16 protein-coding genes are annotated in these 18,519 nt (G+C 61.0%); 8 read left to right on the forward strand and 8 right to left on the reverse strand.

The features are described 5' to 3' along the window. Nucleotides 1-50 precede the first annotated feature (50 nt). A complete protein-coding gene (locus FVW59_RS16525) occupies nt 51-284 on the reverse strand; it encodes a hypothetical protein (protein WP_148065479.1) in 234 nt (77 codons plus the stop codon). A gap of 145 nt (nt 285-429) precedes the next feature. Between FVW59_RS16525 and FVW59_RS16530 the strand changes: the two genes are divergently transcribed. Further along, entirely contained in the window at nt 430-2,574 is a 2,145-nt protein-coding gene (locus tag FVW59_RS16530) for a cation:dicarboxylate symporter family transporter (protein ID WP_187275941.1), read from the forward strand. A 32-nt stretch (nt 2,575-2,606) separates the two neighbouring features. Here the strand turns inward: FVW59_RS16530 and FVW59_RS16535 are convergent, their stop codons facing one another. The 4 genes from FVW59_RS16535 to FVW59_RS16550 all read right to left on the reverse strand — a co-directional run bounded on the left by FVW59_RS16535 (nt 2,607) and on the right by FVW59_RS16550 (nt 7,724). Beyond that, nucleotides 2,607-2,852: a hypothetical protein gene (locus FVW59_RS16535; protein ID WP_148065481.1), complete on the reverse strand. Its 246-nt coding sequence runs from the start codon at nt 2,850-2,852 to the stop codon at nt 2,607-2,609. A gap of 624 nt (nt 2,853-3,476) precedes the next feature. Beyond that, nucleotides 3,477-4,883 (reverse strand): TIGR03013 family XrtA/PEP-CTERM system glycosyltransferase, encoded by a 1,407-nt coding sequence (locus FVW59_RS16540; RefSeq protein WP_148065482.1) that lies wholly within the window; start codon nt 4,881-4,883, stop codon nt 3,477-3,479. Nucleotides 4,884-4,923: 40 nt separating this feature from the next. After that, nucleotides 4,924-6,162, reverse strand: a complete 1,239-nt coding sequence (locus FVW59_RS16545) for a pyridoxal-dependent decarboxylase, exosortase A system-associated (protein WP_148065483.1) — start codon at nt 6,160-6,162, stop codon at nt 4,924-4,926. A 2-nt stretch (nt 6,163-6,164) separates the two neighbouring features. Beyond that, nucleotides 6,165-7,724, reverse strand: a complete 1,560-nt coding sequence (locus tag FVW59_RS16550; RefSeq protein ID WP_222711549.1) for an acyl-CoA ligase (AMP-forming), exosortase A system-associated — start codon at nt 7,722-7,724, stop codon at nt 6,165-6,167. A 140-nt stretch (nt 7,725-7,864) separates the two neighbouring features. Here FVW59_RS16550 and FVW59_RS16555 point away from each other — a divergent pair, with 140 nt between their 5' ends. The 7 genes from FVW59_RS16555 to FVW59_RS16585 all read left to right on the forward strand — a co-directional run bounded on the left by FVW59_RS16555 (nt 7,865) and on the right by FVW59_RS16585 (nt 16,445). Then, nucleotides 7,865-9,787, forward strand: coding sequence for a hypothetical protein (locus FVW59_RS16555; RefSeq protein ID WP_148065485.1), 1,923 nt, complete (start codon nt 7,865-7,867; stop codon nt 9,785-9,787). Between the two features lie 144 nt (nt 9,788-9,931). Continuing rightward, entirely contained in the window at nt 9,932-10,621 is a 690-nt protein-coding gene (locus FVW59_RS16560; protein WP_148065486.1) for a tetratricopeptide repeat protein, read from the forward strand. A gap of 65 nt (nt 10,622-10,686) precedes the next feature. Next, nucleotides 10,687-12,153, forward strand: a complete 1,467-nt coding sequence (locus tag FVW59_RS16565; protein ID WP_148065487.1) for a lipopolysaccharide biosynthesis protein — start codon at nt 10,687-10,689, stop codon at nt 12,151-12,153. Then, nucleotides 12,150-13,028 carry a sulfotransferase domain-containing protein gene (locus FVW59_RS16570; RefSeq protein WP_148065488.1) on the forward strand — a complete coding sequence of 293 codons (879 nt, stop codon included), beginning with the start codon at nt 12,150-12,152 and terminating at the stop codon, nt 13,026-13,028. Before FVW59_RS16565 ends, FVW59_RS16570 begins: the two co-directional genes overlap by 4 nt. Then, the gene (locus tag FVW59_RS16575; protein ID WP_148065489.1) at nt 13,012-14,781 is read left to right on the forward strand and encodes an arsenate reductase/protein-tyrosine-phosphatase family protein; all 1,770 of its coding nucleotides are present in this window, start codon (nt 13,012-13,014) and stop codon (nt 14,779-14,781) included. The genes FVW59_RS16570 and FVW59_RS16575 overlap by 17 nt, the downstream gene beginning before the upstream one ends. Further along, nucleotides 14,774-15,643 (forward strand): alpha/beta hydrolase, encoded by an 870-nt coding sequence (locus tag FVW59_RS16580; RefSeq protein ID WP_148065490.1) that lies wholly within the window; start codon nt 14,774-14,776, stop codon nt 15,641-15,643. The genes FVW59_RS16575 and FVW59_RS16580 overlap by 8 nt, the downstream gene beginning before the upstream one ends. A 19-nt stretch (nt 15,644-15,662) precedes the next feature. Continuing rightward, entirely contained in the window at nt 15,663-16,445 is a 783-nt protein-coding gene (locus FVW59_RS16585; RefSeq protein ID WP_148065491.1) for a sulfotransferase family protein, read from the forward strand. Between the two features lie 14 nt (nt 16,446-16,459). On the opposite strand, the gene FVW59_RS16590 is transcribed toward FVW59_RS16585, so the two are convergent. The 3 genes from FVW59_RS16590 to FVW59_RS16600 are packed head-to-tail and all read right to left on the reverse strand — an operon-like array spanning nt 16,460 to nt 18,496. After that, nucleotides 16,460-17,326: a hydrolase 1, exosortase A system-associated gene (locus FVW59_RS16590; RefSeq protein ID WP_187275942.1), complete on the reverse strand. Its 867-nt coding sequence runs from the start codon at nt 17,324-17,326 to the stop codon at nt 16,460-16,462. Between the two features lie 23 nt (nt 17,327-17,349). Further along, entirely contained in the window at nt 17,350-18,168 is an 819-nt protein-coding gene (locus tag FVW59_RS16595) for a serine aminopeptidase domain-containing protein (RefSeq protein WP_187275943.1), read from the reverse strand. Between the two features lie 58 nt (nt 18,169-18,226). Continuing rightward, nucleotides 18,227-18,496, reverse strand: coding sequence for an acyl carrier protein (locus FVW59_RS16600; RefSeq protein WP_148065494.1), 270 nt, complete (start codon nt 18,494-18,496; stop codon nt 18,227-18,229). Between the last annotated feature and the right edge of the window lie 23 nt (nt 18,497-18,519).

Below are 18,519 nucleotides of genomic sequence, written 5' to 3' on the forward strand. Positions count from 1 at the left end.
CGCAGGGGCGGCAGCAGTGCTGCGGAATGAAGGACCGTGTCCGCATCCAGCTACAGCCACTGGGCGCAGTCCGGCAGCCCCGCGCCCACCCCGCCCGCCGCAGCCAGCGAACAGAAAACAGCAGCAAAAGCGCTGCGATCATCCTGCGCAATCCGGGCGGCGGGCAAAGGTAGCGTCTCCTGCAGCTCGTGGCGGGCGGGCAGCGCCGAGCAGGCGGACAGGCCAACGCACAACAGAATTGCGCGCAGCCCCTGCATCGACCGTCCATTCACCGTGGCAATCAATTGCGTGTCTCTTGCTGCGATTTATTGGGGTCGAAGGTACCATAGAAAGCTGCGGTTGGTGGACGGGATGCGCCGATCAGAAAAAAGCCGCAAAGGCAGCCGGGGGCTCATGAGGACGTTAATCAGGCGATGGCGACAACTCGGGTTGTCCGCGCGTATTCTGCTGGGGCTCGCCCTCGGCATACTGCTCGGTATATTGCTCGGCGAGCGGGCTACCGCCCTGCAACCCGTTGGCGATATCTATATCCGCCTGATGCAGATGACCGTGCTGCCCTACCTCATCACCTCACTGGTGATCGCTTTCGGCCAACTGGAGGTTGGCGAGGCCAAACGCCTGGCCCTGCGTGGAGGCAGTATCCTGCTGGTGACCTGGCTGCTTACCGCCCTGGTACTGGTACTGTTCCCGCTGGCCTTTCCCGAGTTCGTTACCGCGTCGTTCTACAGCGAGGCCCTGATCGAACAGCGGGAGCCTTTCTCTTTTACCGACATCTACTTTACCGACAACCCTTTCGCCTCACTGTCCAGCAACGTGGTTCCGGCCATCGTGGTGTTCAGTTGCCTGGTCGGTATCGGCCTGATGACACTGCCGGATAAAGACAAACTGCTGGCGCCAATGCGCATCTGGAACGCAGCCATTGTCCGGGTCACCCATTTCGTTATCGGCCTCACCCCGATCGGCGTGGCCGCCCTCAGCGCTGTACTGGCGGGCACCATTACCCTGGAGTCATGGCTGCAACTGGAATTCTACTTCGTGGTCTTCGCGGTGGCGGCCCTGGTGTTGGCCTTCCTCGTCCTGCCCCTGCTGGTGACGGCGGTAACGCCCTTCAGTTACCGCGAGGTGATCGGCGTGGCGCGCGAAGCGCTGCTCACCGCCTTTATCGCCAACAGCGCCTTCATCGTGCTGCCGATTCTGATCGATCGTTGCAAGCACCTGTTCGAGCGCCACGGCCTGCTGGATGAGAACACCGACTCGGCAGCGGAAGTAATGATTCCGGTGATGTTCAATTTCCCCAACGCTGGCAAGCTGCTGACCCTGCTATTCATACCTTTCGCCGCCTGGCTTAGTGGTTCACCCCTGCCGTTCAGCGACTTCCCCACCCTGCTGGCAGCAGGCATCCCCAGCTATTTTGCCAAGGCCCAGATGGCCCTGCCCTTCCTGATCGACCTGTTCAGCCTGCCCCAGGACCTGTTCCAGCTCTACATCCCCACCACTATCCTCACTGGAAAATTTGATTCCCTGGTGACGGCAGTCAACCTGATTGTGTTCGCCCTGCTGGCGGCGGCCGCCATGGGCGGCTTTCTGGTACTGGACAGGCGGCGCATACTGCGCGCAGCGGCCTGCATTGTCGGTGGCACCGCACTGGCTGTGGCAATGACGGCTCTGACCCTGCGCGCCATGGTGGACACCAGCTACCACATGGATGAAGCGCTGCAGAACATGCACCTCTCCAGGCTGCACCCTGAGACCGTGGTGCACCGGGTGCGTCCACCAGCGGACCCCGCCCCCGCCGCCAGTACGCGCCTGGACTACCTGCGCGAGCGCGGTAGCATCCGCATCGGTTATACCCCCGACAACCTGCCCATGAGTTTCTTCAACCGCCGCGATGAACTGGTTGGCTTCGACGTGGAACTGGCAGAGGACTTTGCCGAGGCGATGGACCTGACGGCGGAGTTTGTACCGATTACCTGGCCCGAAGTACCGCACATGCTGGAGCAGGGAGTGATCGATATCATGCCGGGCATCTGGTATCGCCCCTACTGGTTCAGTCGCCTCCAGCTCAGTGCTCCCTACTTTACCGGCACCATGGGCCTGGCCACCCGCGACCACCGCCGCCACGATTTCCACAGCGTGCGGGACCTGCGCAACAGCAGCGGCCTAGTGATTGGCATCCCCCTGGACTCCAGCCAGATACGCAGCAGCATGGAATACTATTTCGGCGGCGCCGATGTCGAGTTTCAGGTGCTGGAGTTCTGGGGTACCTACTTCGAGGGCCAGGCGCCGGAAGTCGATGCTTTCCTGATGCCGGTCGAACATGCCTCCGCCTGGAGCCTGCTACACCCGGAGTTCACCGTTGTCGTGCCGCAGCCCGACCCGGTGCGACTGCCCTCTGCCTTTGGCCTGGCCATTGGCGACAGCGGCCTGCGCCACATGGTCAATGAATGGATTGTATTCGCCGAGCATTCCGGCCTGATCCAGCAGCACTACAAGTACTGGATCCTCGGTGGCGGCGCCGAACAGCGACCGCGACGCTGGTCCGTTCTGGACGATGTATTGGGCTGGGAGCCGTAATGGGCACCCGGCCCCACCGGAATAGACAGAATTCAGGAGGACTTGCGCCCGGCCAGCGCCAGGAAACCCAGTGTCAGCAGGCCGCCGAGGCACCACAGCGCCAACACGCCCAGCTCCATCAAGCCTATGCCGCCGGAGCCTTCCAGGGGTGCCCAGAGCACCAGCAGGTATATGGTGAGTAGCAGGATCGCTACCAGTAGCAATCGGCCGTAGCCTTTGCGTGATGATTCCTTTGTGCCACTGCCGATAGTCGGCAACAGTTCGCCCAGTGATCTCATTACATCCGTCCCTGCATCTTCCAATGATTGCCAGTTGGGGGCTTGAAGCATAGTCAAATCCCCGGAGATTGCAGTGTCCGGATGGCAAAATTGTGGGCCAGCTCGCAAAGAAAGAGGCCGGCCGGCACTTTAACTGTCGATGCGGCGCCGCTCCCGCCCCGAGCGACGGTCTTTTGCGACCCACAGACCGTTGATTTCACAGGGAAAACTGTGATGTTGCTCACATCTTCGCTCTGATTCAGCCCGCGTCACAAAAAATCGTGGATTGCGACGCGGCCGCCGCGCTGCCGCGTTGCAGTGCGGCTCCGACACATAGGTTCGCGCCGACGTGGTAAATACAAACACGGCCACCCCCAGGGCCATTAGCAGCAATACCGCAAATATGTCGAACGTAATCTCCATGCGTCACTCCCCCCCTGTGATTCTTCTTATTCGCCGACCTGAAATTACGCCAGGCTGTCCAATCAGGGCAAGCGACCCGGACCAGCTGGCGTCCACCATCATAAGCAATATTCAAACCAACTTGAAATTACGCACGTTTTTCCGGGGTTTGGCCACCGGTGGACAGGGAGTCGTGGCGCAGAGGAACTTCGAGTGTCAGAAAAACTGACAAGCACTAATGATTCAGCGCACACCCTCGCCAAAGAGGACAACTTCGGTAGTACTGAGGATGATCATAAAGTCCAGGAAGACGTTATGGTTCTTGACGTAATACAGCTCGTACTGCAACTTCTGGCGCGCATCTTCCTCGCTGGCGCCGTAGGGATAGTGCAATTGCGCCCAGCCGGCGATGCCCGGCTTGACCTGGTGACGGGCCGAATAGAAAGGGATATTGCGCTGCAATTCTTCCACGAATGTCGGGCGCTCTGGCCGCGGCCCAACCAGCGACATGTCGCCCCGGAGGATGTTGAGTATCTGTGGCAGCTCGTCGATACGCAGCCTGCGAATGATCGCGCCAACGCGCGTGATTCGGCAATCGTTCTTGTCAGCCCACCGGGCCTTGCCGTCTCCTTCTGCGTCAACCCGCATACTGCGCAGCTTCAGCAGGTCGAATACCTTGCCGTGCAGGCCCACCCTCTGCTGGCGGTAGATAGCCGGCGTACCGAAGCCATCCTCAATCCAGATGGCAAGCAGCGTCAGCATCATGATCGGCCACACAATCATCAACAACATCAGGCTGGCGCCGATATCAAATAGCCGTTTGCTGATCTGACGCCAGGTGCTGTGCTTGAAGCCGTCGGAAAACACCAGCCAGCTGGGGCTGACGAAATCGAGCATGATTTTCCCCGCCTCGCGCTCGAAGAAGGTGGCCACATCCAGTACTTCAATACCAGAGAGGCGGCATTGCGCCAGCTCATCAATGGGAAGCGCCTTGCGGCGATCATCCAGGGCGACAACAATCTGATCCACATCCATCGTCGTCACCAGCTCCTGCAGCGAGGGGGGAGACTCAACGACGTTTTGCCCTTCCACCTGGACTGGTTCGCCGTTGCTGCGAACAAAGCCGACGAAGCGAAAACTGCGGCGATCGCTGTCACGGCGCAGCCACCCCAGCGCGGTATTGGCACGCCAGCCTGTGCCGAGCACCAGAACACGGGATTTCAGCTGTTCAATGTCGACCAGGCGGGAGAAGATGGCCCGGCTGAACAGGCAGAAGACAAAGGCGACCAGCAGTGACTGGGCGAAGACACCCCGCCACAGGTGAAGGTTGGGCAACAGGTAGAACACCAGTGACATGCCCAGGATAGTGAGCACGAAGGCACTCATCAGGCGCAGCAGCACACCGCTCGAGCGCTCCCGCAGTTGCGGCTTGTACAACCCGACCGCCACCATCGATGCCATGCTGACAACGGCGAACACCAGCGCACGCGGCAGGATCGAGGTAATGTGCTCCCCCATCGGTTCCTGCTCCTGCAGGAAATACAACTGCGCACCGAAGTAGAAGGCGCCGAAAAATAACAGGCCCTCGATCATTGCCAGCAGGTAATAGACGGTGTGCACATGGTGATTGAACAATCTTATGGTGCGCATGCTGATTCCCGGCCGGTGGGCCTGATCGCCTGGACGATGTTCATACCAGTACCTGTCCCGGAGGGGGGTGGCTCAGGAAACCATGAGGGCTCGCACTGTAGCCGTAGGCGCCGGACTGAAACACCACCACAAGATCACCGACATCGGCCCGTGGCAGGGTGACCTTGTCAGCAAGAATATCCAGTGGCGTACACAGCGGACCGACTATATTCACCTGTTCCTGCTCGGGGAAATCTATCCGGTTCCCGATACACACCGGGTAATTCTTGCGAATCACCTGGCCGAAATTACCGGAGGCCGCCAGGTGGTGGTGGAGGCCGCCATTGGTGATCAGGTAGGTATCGCCGCGCGAATGTTTGCGGTCTACGACCTCGGCGATATAGACCCCGGCCTCGGCGACCAGGTAACGCCCCAGCTCCATGACCAGGTGCGCACCCTGCAGCTGGCGCCGGGCTGCCTCGCAAAGCCGCTCGAGATTGGCGGCTATAGGATCGAGGTCTAGGGGCCGTTCCCCCGGAAAATAGGGGATGCCCAGCCCGCCGCCGATATTCACCCAGGAAGGCGCGACAGGCAGGCCCTCGGCAAGCCGGGTCGCCAGCTCCAGACTGAGGTTCTGGGCTTCGATAATCGCCTCGGCCTTAAGATTCTGGGACCCGGCGAAGATATGGAACCCCTGGAAAGAAAGTCCGAGTGCAGACAGTTCACTGAGCATTTGTGGCACACGTTCTTCGTCGACGCCGAAGGGTTTTGGGCCACCGCCCATTTTCATACCGGAAGTCTTCAGTTCGAAGGCGGGATTCACCCGCACTGCCACCCGGGGTGTAATGCCCAGTCGCTCTCCCTGCGCCGCCAGCCGGCGCATTTCGCCCTCGGACTCCAGGTTCACGACAACGCCTGCGCTCACCGCCGCTGCCAGTTCGCTATCCGACTTGCCGGGCCCCGCGAAACTGACCAGCGCCGGCTCGACGCCACTGTCCAGCGCGAGCCTGATTTCACCGGCGGAGGCCACATCGAGGCCGTCCACCAGTTCCTCCAGCAACTGGATTACAGCCGGCATGGGATTGGCCTTCACCGCATAATGTATGTGCAGTGCCGGCGGCATGATGTCGCGCAGAGCCGCCACCCGTTGGCGAATCAAACCGCTGTCGTAGGCGTAGAAGGGGGTCATGCCGACCCGGGCGGCCAGTTCGGTCGCCGTGTAAGGGCCGATGACAAGCTGATTGTCACGGGTGGAAAACTGCGTTATCGGCGCGTGTACCGGTGCCGTCCTTGCAACCATGTTCACTCCTGGAAATACCGGCTGTACTCAGTCGCCAACGACTTTCTGTCCAGCTTGCCATTGGGGCCGAGCGGCAGTTGAGCGAGCACGATCACCGCCTGGGGCACCATAAAGCTGGGGAGCTCCCGGCGACAGTGTAGCAGCACCGCCTGCTGGAGTTCCTCGGCCCCCTGCTCTGGCCCGGCGCTGACCAGCACCAGGATGGCCTGTCCGAGTACCGGGTGCTGCAAACCGACAGCCGCCGCCTGGGCGATGGGGGCGGCGCCGTAGACCACTTCCTCCACTTCGGTAGGACTGACGCGGTAGCCCGAGGTTTTGATCATTTCGTCTTCACGACTGAGGAAGTAAAGGTATCCCTCGCTGTCCCGCCGCACACGGTCGCCCGACCATACCGCCAGTTCCGGCGTTGACAGTTCACCCGGGCGCCCGGGCGCCGGGCGAAAGCGCTGGGCGGTCAGCTCCGGTGCATTCCAGTAGCCCATTGCCACCAGGGCGCCCCGGTGTACCAGTTCCCCGGGTTCATCGGGGCCACATTCCCTGCCCTCGCTGTCGACGACCAGTATCTCGGCATTGGGAATGGCCCTGCCGATTGAATCGGGACGCAGCGCAACCTGCTCCGGAGGCAGATAGGTTGAGCGAAATGCCTCGGTCAGCCCATACATCAGGAAGATGCGCGTTTGCGGCAATCTGGTCACCAGGTTGCGCGTAGTGGTTGTCGGCATGGCGCCGCCGGTATTGGTGATGTAACGCAGCCGCTTCACGACCGCGGGCGGCCAGTCGAGCCCGGCCAGCTGGTTCCAGATGGGCGGCACCGCACCCAGCCCGGTGATCTCGAAACGCTCCAGTGCTCGCAGCACATCCCCGGGCAGCAGGTAATCCATCAACACCGCACTGCCGCCGCAGAGAAACATGGTGGTGAGCTGGCTGAGGCCCGCATCGAAGCTGAGAGGCAACAGCGCCAGTACCCGGTCTTCCGCGGTGTTTTCCAGATAGCTGGCGACGCTTTCCGCCCCGGCCAGCAAATTGCGATGCGAGAGCACCACACCCTTCGGATTGCCGGTGCTGCCGGAGGTGTAGAGGATGGCTGCCATATCTGCGTCAATGCGGCCCGGCGCTGTTGCCCCGGGGTTTACCGGTGCAAGGAAATCTGTCCACCCCACGACATCCGGCTTCCCGGCCTGTGCAAGTGGTGCATCAACGGTTACCACCGTCTGCAAATCAGGGCATTGGAGAAGCACGTCCTGCAAACTTTGCAAACGCCGGGAGGTGGTCACCAGCACCCGCACATCGCAGTCAGAGAGAATATGCGCAACCTGGCGCGGTTTCAGCAGGGGATTGACGGGAACGAACACACCGCCAGCGACCGAGGCCCCGAATATCGACACCACCGCCTCCGGCTGCTTCGGCAGGAAGCAGGCTACCCGCCCTCCCGCCGGCAACCCCGCCGCCAGCAGACCCCGCGCGAAGGACTCGCAGTTATCCCACAACGCCTGGTAGTCCAGCGAATCATCGCGGTAGTACAGCGCAGTGCTGGAGCCGAACTGCTCAGCTCCGCGCTGCACAAGATGATGTACCTGATGTAACTGAGAGGGCATCGACGGTTCAGTTCCCGATTCGGGGTCATCCTGTTGGGGCATTGTGAAAAATTGTATATGCTAGCTGGGACCCTGCTAAGAGATTGTAGCCGCAGGCTTACCAATTTGTGACGCAGTCGCTGAATATGGATGCAGAGCCAGGAGGAAAAGGGCCGGTTCCCCCCGTAGCGGGGCAGGCCACCATCTCACCGCAGGCGTTGAAGCGCTGGAAAAGGCGCTCGGCACTGCATCTGACGCCGGCTGTTGTCACCCGGCTTATCGCCGCCTGGGCACTGCTGTCGCTGGCTTTGGCTCCCTTTCTGGACTTCCCGCTGATCGGTGCATGGGGCGCGGTGCTGGGGCTCGTTTACCTCGGCCTGCTGTTCCTGATCCCGCGGCTGTGGCTCTACGTCATTCCACTCGCGGTGGTGCTGCCCGATTTCGCCAGCTATACCGGCCGTGAGTTCTACACCCTGCTCGACCTCGCGGTGCTGACTACGATAGCCGGCTCACTCTGCTTCAATCGCTATCATATTCAGGTTCTGCGCCCGTCCCGAGCTGTTGTCGGTATCGAGGTACTACTGGTACTCAGTCTGGCCGGCTATACCGCCTGGCACAGTTTTATCTCACCGCCCGGCGCCCTGAAAAGCCTTCCCTGGAACGACCCCGCCAACGCCTATATGGCCGTCAAGGGCATGCTCTGGGCGCTACTACTCATGCCCGCCTATGGCTATGCCATGTCGCGACACAAAGCGGCAACGACGAGGGACCTTACCACCGGTTGTGCCTGCGCGGTGATGGTCCTGCTAATGCTCACTGGCATCGACTTTTTCGCCGGCCTTTCAGCGCCTGCCGCAGCGTTGCCACCGCTGTATGCTGCCAGCGCATACCTCGGTCACTACGCTGGCAACAGCGGCGCCCTGATACTGCTGTTGATACCCATGCTGCTGTACAGCGGCATCCACAACCGGCACCTGCTGATCCCGGCCTGCGGTCTGGTGCTGACCTGCTGCCTTGCACTGTTTGTGAGCAGCCACACCATTGCTCTGGCCGTCTCTGCGGCAACGGTGCTGTGCTACCTCGGACTGGAGGCCCTCGGCGCGCCCCTGCGAAGGCGCTGCGCGCAGTGCGCGTTGCTTGTGCCCGTCATCTTGTTGCTGCTGGTGGTGGATATTCTCAATCTCGGCAAGCCCGGCGTCCCACCTGTGCAGCGCACCAATCCCGAGTCGCGGGAACTGACGGTGCCAACCCTGCTGCTTGGTCACGGTGCCGGCTCCAGCCAGCGGCGTGACAATGCGCAATATTCCGCCATTGAGATTTCCGACCGGGGCGGCAAAAGCCTGCTGCAGCTGCACCCCAACCCGGATCTGCGTTTCCGCAGCCTGCTTGGCCAACCTGTCAGGCTAAAAGACGACGGGCTGTACACATTGGCGGTCAGTTCCCGTATTGACGCTGCCGCGACACTGACCTTCCTGCTGTGCAAAGGCCTTCCCCGGGTTCCTGAGAGCGAGCCGGAGAACTGTCATGTAACAGCACTGCCGCTGGAGCAACGCGAGGGACAGCTGGCCCGCCACTCGGTGGAACTGGAGGCCGCGGACATCCTGCGGGCCTTGCCTGATGGCAAGCGGCCCAACCTGTTTTTGCTGCGCAACGACAGCGACGGTAGCAGCGTTGAAATCGACTCGGTCGCCCTTATCAGGGACGACCTTAACCTGCTGAGAAACAGTTCGTTTACCGAGGCCTTCGATCTCTGGATCCATCATTTCCCAGGCAGGGAAAGCGTCGGTAGTTCGCTCTATCGCGATCTTTTCTACGAAGTGGGCGCACTGTCGATAGTCACCCTGCTGTGGCTGATGGGTCTTTCCCTGTACCGTGCCAGCCGGACGCATTCCGCGACGTCACTGGCACCTGCATTTGCCGCCGCGGTAGCCGGCATTGCCCTTCTCGGCCTGGCTGATTCCCCCCTGCAGTCACCCCGGGTAGCCCTGGTGTTCTACTGCTTCCTGTTCGCGAACCTGATATCTCTGGGCCCTCCGCGCGAGCAGACCTAACCCCCCGCCGCCCGGCAGTTAGCGGTATTGAGAGGTGCGTCACTTGCAATCGCAGCCAGATGGTGTTGAATGCTCCTAGGCGTCCAAACGTCTGCAATACCGGGCGAAAGCCCACCACTTACCTGAGAGGATCTGCACGCGACCATGAGACTGCTCGCCACACTTTGCCTCGGCGGCCTCCTGGTCTCGGCGGCTGCACTGCAGGCTGTGGCTGCGGGGAACGCGGCGCCCTGGGTAGGCACATCGTTCAGGGGGACACCCTGCCGCGGCGAGTGGATGAACTTCGGCCCCTACGACTACCTGCAACGCAATGCTATTCCCAAGAAGCTGAGTATTGTCGAAAGACACCACTTCACTCCGGAGATGGAGCAATTGCTTGCCGGAGAGCAGGTAGTGCCCAATATCGACTACACCCTGCGCGCATGGCCCAACCACCACCGCGCACTGTATTCCATCATCCGCGTTTACCTGATGGGCAATGTGCAGCTCGGCCAGCGCAAGGGCAGCACACCGGAATGCTATCTGCAGAGAGCCCTCAACTTCAGCCCCGAAGACCCGGTTGCACATATGCTGTTCGGTATCTACCTGCAGCGTTTGGGAAAGACCGACGAAGCGATGCAGATGTACCAGAAGGCGGAACAACTCGATCCGGTCAATATGCAGATCAAGTACAACCTGGGGCTGCTACTGGCCCGGCAGGGAAACTACGCTGCTGCCAGGGAATACGCCAATCAGGTCTATAATGCCGGTTTCCCACTGACCGGACTCCGGGAACAGTTGCAGAAAGCCGGCCAGTGGCGGGACGCTACAACGGGTAGCGCAGTGAGTGAATAGCCCTCATCCCTGACGACACTACTGCCACCCGCAAACCCGTCCCGATAACCTCACCGGCTGAAAACATGCAGTTCACAACGCGAAAGTCCATCGCATTCAGTATCGCGGCGCGCTATGTCAGCCTGCTGGTTTACTTCGGCTCTACTATGATTCTGGCCCGGCTACTGACGCCGGAAGACATCGGCATCTACACCGCCGGCTTCTCTGTGGTAGCACTGGCCCAGCTGTTCCGCGACTTCGGACTGAACCAGTACCTCATCCAGGAACGCGATCTCGACCGCGACAAAATCGCCAGCGCATTTACCCTGACCATCATCCTTTCGTGGCTACTTGGCGCGGTGCTGGCCCTCATCAGTGGCGCTGTTGCGCGCTTTTTCGGTGAGCCCGGCATATCGCCGCTATTGAAGCTGCTGTCGATCAATTTCCTTATCATCCCGTTCGGCTCAATCACCCTGGCCCTGCTACGCAAAGCACTGCGCTTTCACATCACCTCCAGCATTGCAGTCATCGCATCGCTGGTCGGTGTGGTCGTGTCCGTGGTGACAGCCCTACAGGGAGCGCGCTACTTCTGTCTTGCCTATGGCGCCATTGCAGAGAGCCTGTGCATGGTTCTCGGCTCTCTCTGGTTTCGCGATCCGCGGCTTACCTTCCGCCTGGGCTTGCGTGGCGCCGGCCCGATTCTGAAGTTCGGATCCATCATTGGTGTTGGCAATATCATCCATCGCCTGTCCATCAGCGGGACCGATGCTATGGTGGCGCGCTTTATGGGGCTTTCCGCACTCGGCTTCTTCTCGCGAGCCTATGGCACATTCTCCCTGTTTGGAAGGCTGTTTACCGGCAGTGTCAGCAGCGTGATTCTGCCCCTGTTCTCGCGCGACAACCATGATACTGAAGCGCTCGCACGCGGCTATCTGAAATCCCTTCACTATGCCATTGTGTTTGCCTGGCCCTTCTTTGCCTTCCTCTATGTCTATACCGCCGAAATCATCCTGTTGCTCTACGGTGACCAGTGGGGCGAAGCGGTTGCGCTGGTGAAAGTGCTCTGCCTGGGCGGCCTCCTGCTGCCTCCCATTCTGTTCAGCGATAATCTTTTTGTTGCCTTTGGCAAGCCGGAAATAACCCTCAAGATTCGCGCCAGCGCCAACCTGATCAAGTTGGCGCTGGTCGCTGTCGCCTGCCAGTACAGCCTGCTCGCCGTCTGTTTTGCACTGGTAGGCTTTCACGCGGTCAAGCTTGTGGTATCCCTGTATTATCTGCGCCTGACCCTCGGTGTCGGCATGACATCCATTGCAAAATCCGCGCTTCACGCACTGCCCTGCCTGGTCGGCGCAATGCTACCGGCGGTGATTGTCGGCCAGTACCTGCTGGACAGTCAGCTCGGCCTGGTGCTTTCGATGTTGCTAATCTGTGCAGCCACCGCCGTCGGCTGGCTCGCCGGCTTATTGATCAGCAAACATCCCTTCAGTGAGGAAATCTACGCCATGATGTCCAAGCTTCCCGGCTTGCGCTCTTTCCGGAGTGGGGGGCGATGATTTCTGCGTTAAAGTATTCCCCACCGGTCGCAAAGCTTGCGCGCTACTGGTACGACTGGCGCACACGCCATGTTGAACAATGGATATTCGTCGCAACCACCGGCCGCAGCGGCACACTGACCCTGGTTGACCTGTTCGCCCAGGTGCCCGATTGCGTTGCCCTGCATGAACCCTATCCCGCCATGCACGGCGAAATACTGCACAGCGCCAGTTACGGTGATAAGGCAAGAGTCACGCGCTTCTACAACACACGCAAAGCCGTAAATATCCGCCGCAGCGCCGTCGGCGCCCGCAGCTACCTGGAGGCCAACCATCTTTTTATCAAGTCCTTTGCCGAGCAGGCCGCGGGTGATTTCAGGCAGCGCACCCGGGTCATTCATCTGGTGAGAAATCCGGACGGCGTTGCCCACTCCATTTACCAGCTGGAAGATGAGCCCGGGACGGTGGCAGGCAACCGCTGGTGGCTGGACTATCGCGCGCCTTCCAATCTGATCTCTCTGGCCGATGCGCTGGAGCGTCACCCCGAGTATTCCCACCCCTATTTCAAGGGACTGTGGTACTGGTTCGAGGTCGAGGCGCGCATCCAGCACTGGCGCGAGCAGTGGCCGGGCATCCCCATGGTCACTTTCCACACCGAAGATTTCAGTTCCCTGCAGGCGGTCGGGGATCTGTTCTCGTCGCTCGACATAAACCTCGAAGATACCCGGCTCGAATCCATGATCAATGTGCGCCGCCACGAGCGCGCTCACCAGAAACGGCGTGCGCCGCTGGCCCTGAGCGAGCGGCAGGCAATGCAGCAAGCCTTCCGCTGCCTGCTGGAAGAGCGTGGCTTCCATCTCCCAGGGTCCTACCAGCGTTATGCACACCCGAACTGAAGCTGTGGATACCGCACTGGTGCTGGACGCGGACACGCTGCCGGCACTGGGCATTATCCGCTCACTGGGCCGCTCCGGCGTCAGGGTCATTGCCGCTTCCAGTCACGCCAATGCCATCGGCGGTTACTCACGCTTTGCCGCAAAACATCTGCGCTACCCCGATCCCATGTCGGAAACAGCCGCCTTTCTCGACTGGGTCCAGCGGCAACTCAGGGACATCAAGCAACTCGCGCTTGTGATTCCGGTCACTGAACGCAGCCTGGTCCCGCTATCCCGACATTTTGCCGGCCACGCGGACAGGTCGCTGTTTGCCATGGCCAACGACAGCGCACTGGAGCAGGTCCTGGACAAAGCCCGGACCGCCGAGCTGGCCACTCGCTGCAAGGTGCCGCAACCTAAGAGCTGGTCACTCAGCAATGCGGGACAGTTGCATGCTCTGTCCGGTGAATTGCCCTACCCGCTGGTCATCAAACCCGCGCGCTCCATTTCCGACGGCAGCACTCGCCGGCAATTCAGTGTGCGCTATGCACACACCCCTGAAGCGCTACAGCGCAGCGCCGCGGCGATGCTGCCCACCACCGACCTGATTCTGCAGGAATACTTCAGCGGGGATGGTATCGGCGTCGAAGTGCTGGCCATGTGCGGGGAAATTCTCTACGCCTTCCAGCACCGGCGACTCCACGAGGTTCCACTGAGCGGCGGCGGAAGCAGCCTGAGGCAGAGCGAGGACGTCAACCCGGAACTGCTGGCGGCAAGCAGGCGACTGCTGTCTGCTCTGGACTGGAGCGGCGTGGCGATGGTCGAATTCAAGGTCCAGGCGAGCACCGGGCGCTATATCCTGGTTGAGATCAATGGTCGCTTCTGGGGTTCGCTGCCCCTGGCCCTGGCGGCGGGTGCCGACTTTCCCCGCCTGTTGTGGCATATGCAGCGCGACCTTCCATTGCCAGATCTGCCCGCCTATCGTCGGGGTATCCGCTGCCACAAACTGTCCGCCGAACTACACTGGTGTGAGGCGGTGTTCCGCCGCCAGGCCGACACTCGCCTGGTGGCTATTCCCTCGCGCTGGCGCGCAATTCGCGAAACCCTCTCCATGCTTCTTCCCGGACACCATTTTGACGCCCAGTCCTGGTCCGATCCCCTGCCGGGCCTGGTGGATCTGACCCGTATCGCGGTGCGTTATGGCCAGCGTGCGGGCGGCGCCGTTGCCGCTGGCGTAAAGCGGACTCTGTACCGCTTCGGTAGTCGCTGGTCGATCGCATCCCGACGTGCAGGCCAGGCGCGCCGCATCCTGTTTGTGTGCTATGGCAATATCAATCGCAGCGCCCTCGCGGAAGTCGCTGCACGTCATGGAGTACGGCAGGACCACAGCACTGTCGAGTTCCTGTCGGCCGGCTTTCATACTGAACCAGGCAGGGAAGCGGATCCGCGTACCGTGGCACTGGCCGCTGAGAAAGGGCTTGATATGACCACTCTGCGCTCCCGTGTGCTGGACGATGAACTGGCTGCATGGGCGGATCTTATTCTGGTCATGGAAGCTGAGCAGATCTCCACCGTCAGGCAGCGTTTCCCCCGGGCGAGCGTCCTGTTGCTCGGTGGCTTGCAGGGGCCGTGCTGGCTCGCCAGTGAGATCCCCGACCCTTACAACCGCTCGGAAGACGCCTACCGCGAGGCATTCCGGATGATCACCAGTGCCGTCAGCAATCTGCGCGCCCTGGCTGCTGGCGCCGCCAAAGAGAGTGCCAGTGATGGCTAGATACGGGCTTCTACTCGGACTATTGACGCTGTGCGGCATCGGCATCGCCCTGCTCATCGACTACCTCAAGGCACATCCAGACCTCGACCAGTACGTCTATAAAACCACCCCGGCCGGCGCGCTGCGTCTCGACATCCTGCGCCCGGATCGCCCTTCGCCGGAGCGCGGTGCGATCCTGTTCCTGTTCGGCGGCGGCTGGATCACCGGTCAGCGGGAGCAGTTCCTTCCGCAGGCGCAATATTTCGCGCAGCAGGGCTGGCTGAGCGTGCTGGTCGACTACCGCGTTGCCAACCGCCACGGCAGTACACCCCTGGATTCACTGGAGGACGCTCGCGATGCCTGGGACTGGTTGCAATCCCGCAGCGAGATGCTGAATATCGATCCCCGGCAGGTCGTCCTGGCCGGCGGATCCTCTGGCGGTCATCTCGCCGCGTGCCTGGCAAGCGGCTGCGGTACCAGGCTGGCGTCACCGCCGAGTGCGCTGATACTTTACAATCCGGTTCTGGATCTCGTTGCAGCACACCCGGATGATGGCTTTTCTCCCGAAGAAATGGCCCTGATCGAGCAGCTATCACCCGCTGTCAGAGTACAACTTTCGCCCGGGCGGGCGCTCTGTCAACTGGAGATGCCCCGTCTGCTGTTGTTCGGGGACCAGGACCCGCTTTATCAGCGCTACCTTGAGCTTCAGTGCGCTGACACCAGTAGTTCGATTGCACCACTGGAGGTGGTCACCTGGAGCGCCGTTGGCCACGGATTTTTCAATCATTCACCCTACCTGCAACAGACCAGTGAACGGATCGCCGATTTTCTGCAAAGAGCAGGTAGCGCCGATCCGGAATCCGGCCGGCAGAGCAACCGGTAACCCAGCGAATCGTTCTCCTATGTCGACAACCCTCTTCGCACACCATGAGTTCGCTTTCATCGCCGGCGTCCACCGCAGTGGTACCTCACTGGTACACGAACTGCTGCGGGCGCATCCAGAAATCAGTGGTTTCAAGGATACGCCGGCCTATATGGAAGACGAGGGCCAGTTCCTGCAATCGGTCTATCCCAGGGGCGAGGTCTTTGGCGGCCCCGGCCGGTTTGCCTTCTCGCCGGACTCGCATATGACCGAAGAACACCCGCTGACCACCCGCGAGAATGCCCAGACGCTGTTCTCGCAGTGGAGCCAGTACTGGGACCTGAGGTGTCCGGTACTGATTGAAAAATCACCACCGAATATCGTGCGCACACGCTTCCTGCAGGCCCTCTTCCCGAACACCCGCTTCATCGTCATCCTGCGCCACCCGGTTGCCGTTGCCTACGCCACCCAGAAATGGAGCCACACATCGATTTTGTCGATCATTGACCACACCCTGACCGCCTACGAGCAGTTTCTGCGTGACCGCCCGGCCCTGCGGCAGTCACTGTTGATACACTATGAAGATTTCGTGCTGGCACCTCAGAAGCTGCTGGATGAAATGCTCGACTTTCTCGGTTTGCCGTCCATCCCGCTGGATCGTCCGGTGCAACAGGACGTCAATGCGCGCTACTTCGAACAATGGCAGAGCGATCGTCGCAAGTTCTGGAAGCCTGTCCCCCGGCGCCTGCCAAAGGCACTGGAACCGCGTGCACGGGCGCTGGGCTACAGCCTGGAATCGCTGGAGCGCGTCGAACCCGGCTAGTGACCGCGCGCCCTCTACTCGCCGGCGGCTACGATTCCGTTGAGCCAGGCGGCCAACAGCAGCGTAACTTTTTTACGAGCCGATTGGCTTGAAAATGCCTGGTCAGCGTCCGGGAGTTCCTCGCGCTGGGTAACTTTTCTCTCCGCCACGCTGCGCCAGCCCGGGTTTTGCTGGATCAGTGCATCAAACTCACGACTGACCAGGCTGCGCCCGCTCATCAGCAGCAGGACAGGTCCGTCGAAAGCCTCCAGCCCCCGGCGCATCCGCTCGATAAAGGGCACACCGCGCGCCGGGGCTACAGTACCCCCTGGGCCGGTGTCTGCATCATGTTTCACACGCGACACCAATCGGCGACGAAGCGCCCGACCGGCATCGGCCGCATAACCTGCCAGGTCGTATTCCAGGCGCAGCAGTTTTAACCAGAAAGATTTTTGCACCAGCCGCTGCAAGTAGTGGCGGCGAATGACGACGGCCTGGGTTTCGCTGCTGGAAACCCAGGGATTACCCACAGCGATGGCGGCAATCCCCTGCAGTGCATGAGCGTGAATCAGAATGCCGGAAGCAGCGTCACAGCCACCCCACAGCACGATGCGCTCGATCTCGGGCAGGGCCTTGCGGAATGCTGCTACCGCGCAGGCCAGGTCGGCACCAATCTGCTCAAAACCACGGAACTCCCCGCCGCTATCTCCCATGCCCCGGTAATCGAAGCGCAGTACCGGAAACCCCTGGGCCGCCAACTGGTCTCCCATCTCAACCAGTCCGCGCCCGACACCGGCGCGGTACTGCGGTCCGCCTGCCACCACAGTGACCAGGCCGACCGCTTGCATCCGCCCGGGGCGATGAACAACCCCGACCAGCGTGTCTCCTTCGCATTCGAACAACAGTGGTTCTCTGGTGACACTGGTCAAAGCGGATACAGTTCCTTCAGCAACTGCAGCAACTCCGGCGTTGCGGCCCGTTCATTCAATTGCCAGATCGCGGGGCCGCTGAAACAATGCAGCTCAGGCCGGACTCCGGCTGCCCTGAGGGCCGCCAGTGCCTGTGCCGTCGCCAGACCCGGCTCCACCTGTCCCTCATTGACATGTTCCAGCCACAGCAGTGGCAGGTCCGGGAGTTTGAATGCGGTCAGCTCCAGTTGCTCCAGCGCCAGCATCAGCGCGCCCGACGGGCTGTAGCCACCGATTTCCAGCGATTGCCCATCCTCCCACAGGCGATGGATCTCGTCAGAACTGATCTGACCGGAGCCGCGCTCAACGCCGGCGGCAATACGCTGGCGCACCAGCTGCCGCACAAAACGCTTACCGGATGCTACGGGTTGTAGCAGTAGCAGGCCTGGAATCGGGTGACTTGCAGAGGAGGCATAGAGGCCCGCCAGCAAACAGCCGCTGCGAATGCCCCACAGTACCGGCGCCTGCCCATGGCGTTGGTGAATGTCTTCTACCACCTCATCAATATTGCCCAGCCAGTCTTCCAGCGTAACGTCTTCAAACTGCCCTTCGCTGTCACCGGTGCCGCAATAGTCCATCAGCGTGCAGCCATAGCCGGCCATCGCAAACTGCCTCGCCTGGGCAGACGCGAGCGCCCGGCAACGATTCATTTCCTCGGCGAACGGGGGAAGGTAAAGCACCTGACCCCGGGCGGCGTCCCGGGGCTGGAAAGAAAGGGAGAAAACCCGCGCGCCGGGGCGCCCCAGGTAGCGGGCATCCAGTTGTTCACGTGTCACGGTATCCGTCATACCTGACTGGATCTGACAAACGCGCTGTGAAGTTCAGTCGGCATGTTCAGGCCAGCTTTTCGTCGATAAAGTCCACCAGTGTCCCCACGCTTTCGAAAATATCGGCGGAAATCTCATCGTCGTGAATTTCGCACCCTGTCTCGTCTTCGATGGTGGCCAGGATTGAGGTAATCGTCAGGGAATTGAACTCCGGCAGGGCGCCCAGCAGGGCCACATCGCGATCGAAATGCGCGGCCTCATCCAGCTGCAGGTTGGTTTTCAGGATACTTCTTGTCAGTGCCAGGGTGTCCATACGCATGGCTCCTCTGTTGGACATTGGTAATTGCTGAGCACGCCGTT

The organism is Parahaliea aestuarii, assembly GCF_008064635.1.
GTDB classification, from domain to species: Bacteria; Pseudomonadota; Gammaproteobacteria; order Pseudomonadales; family Halieaceae; genus Parahaliea; species Parahaliea aestuarii.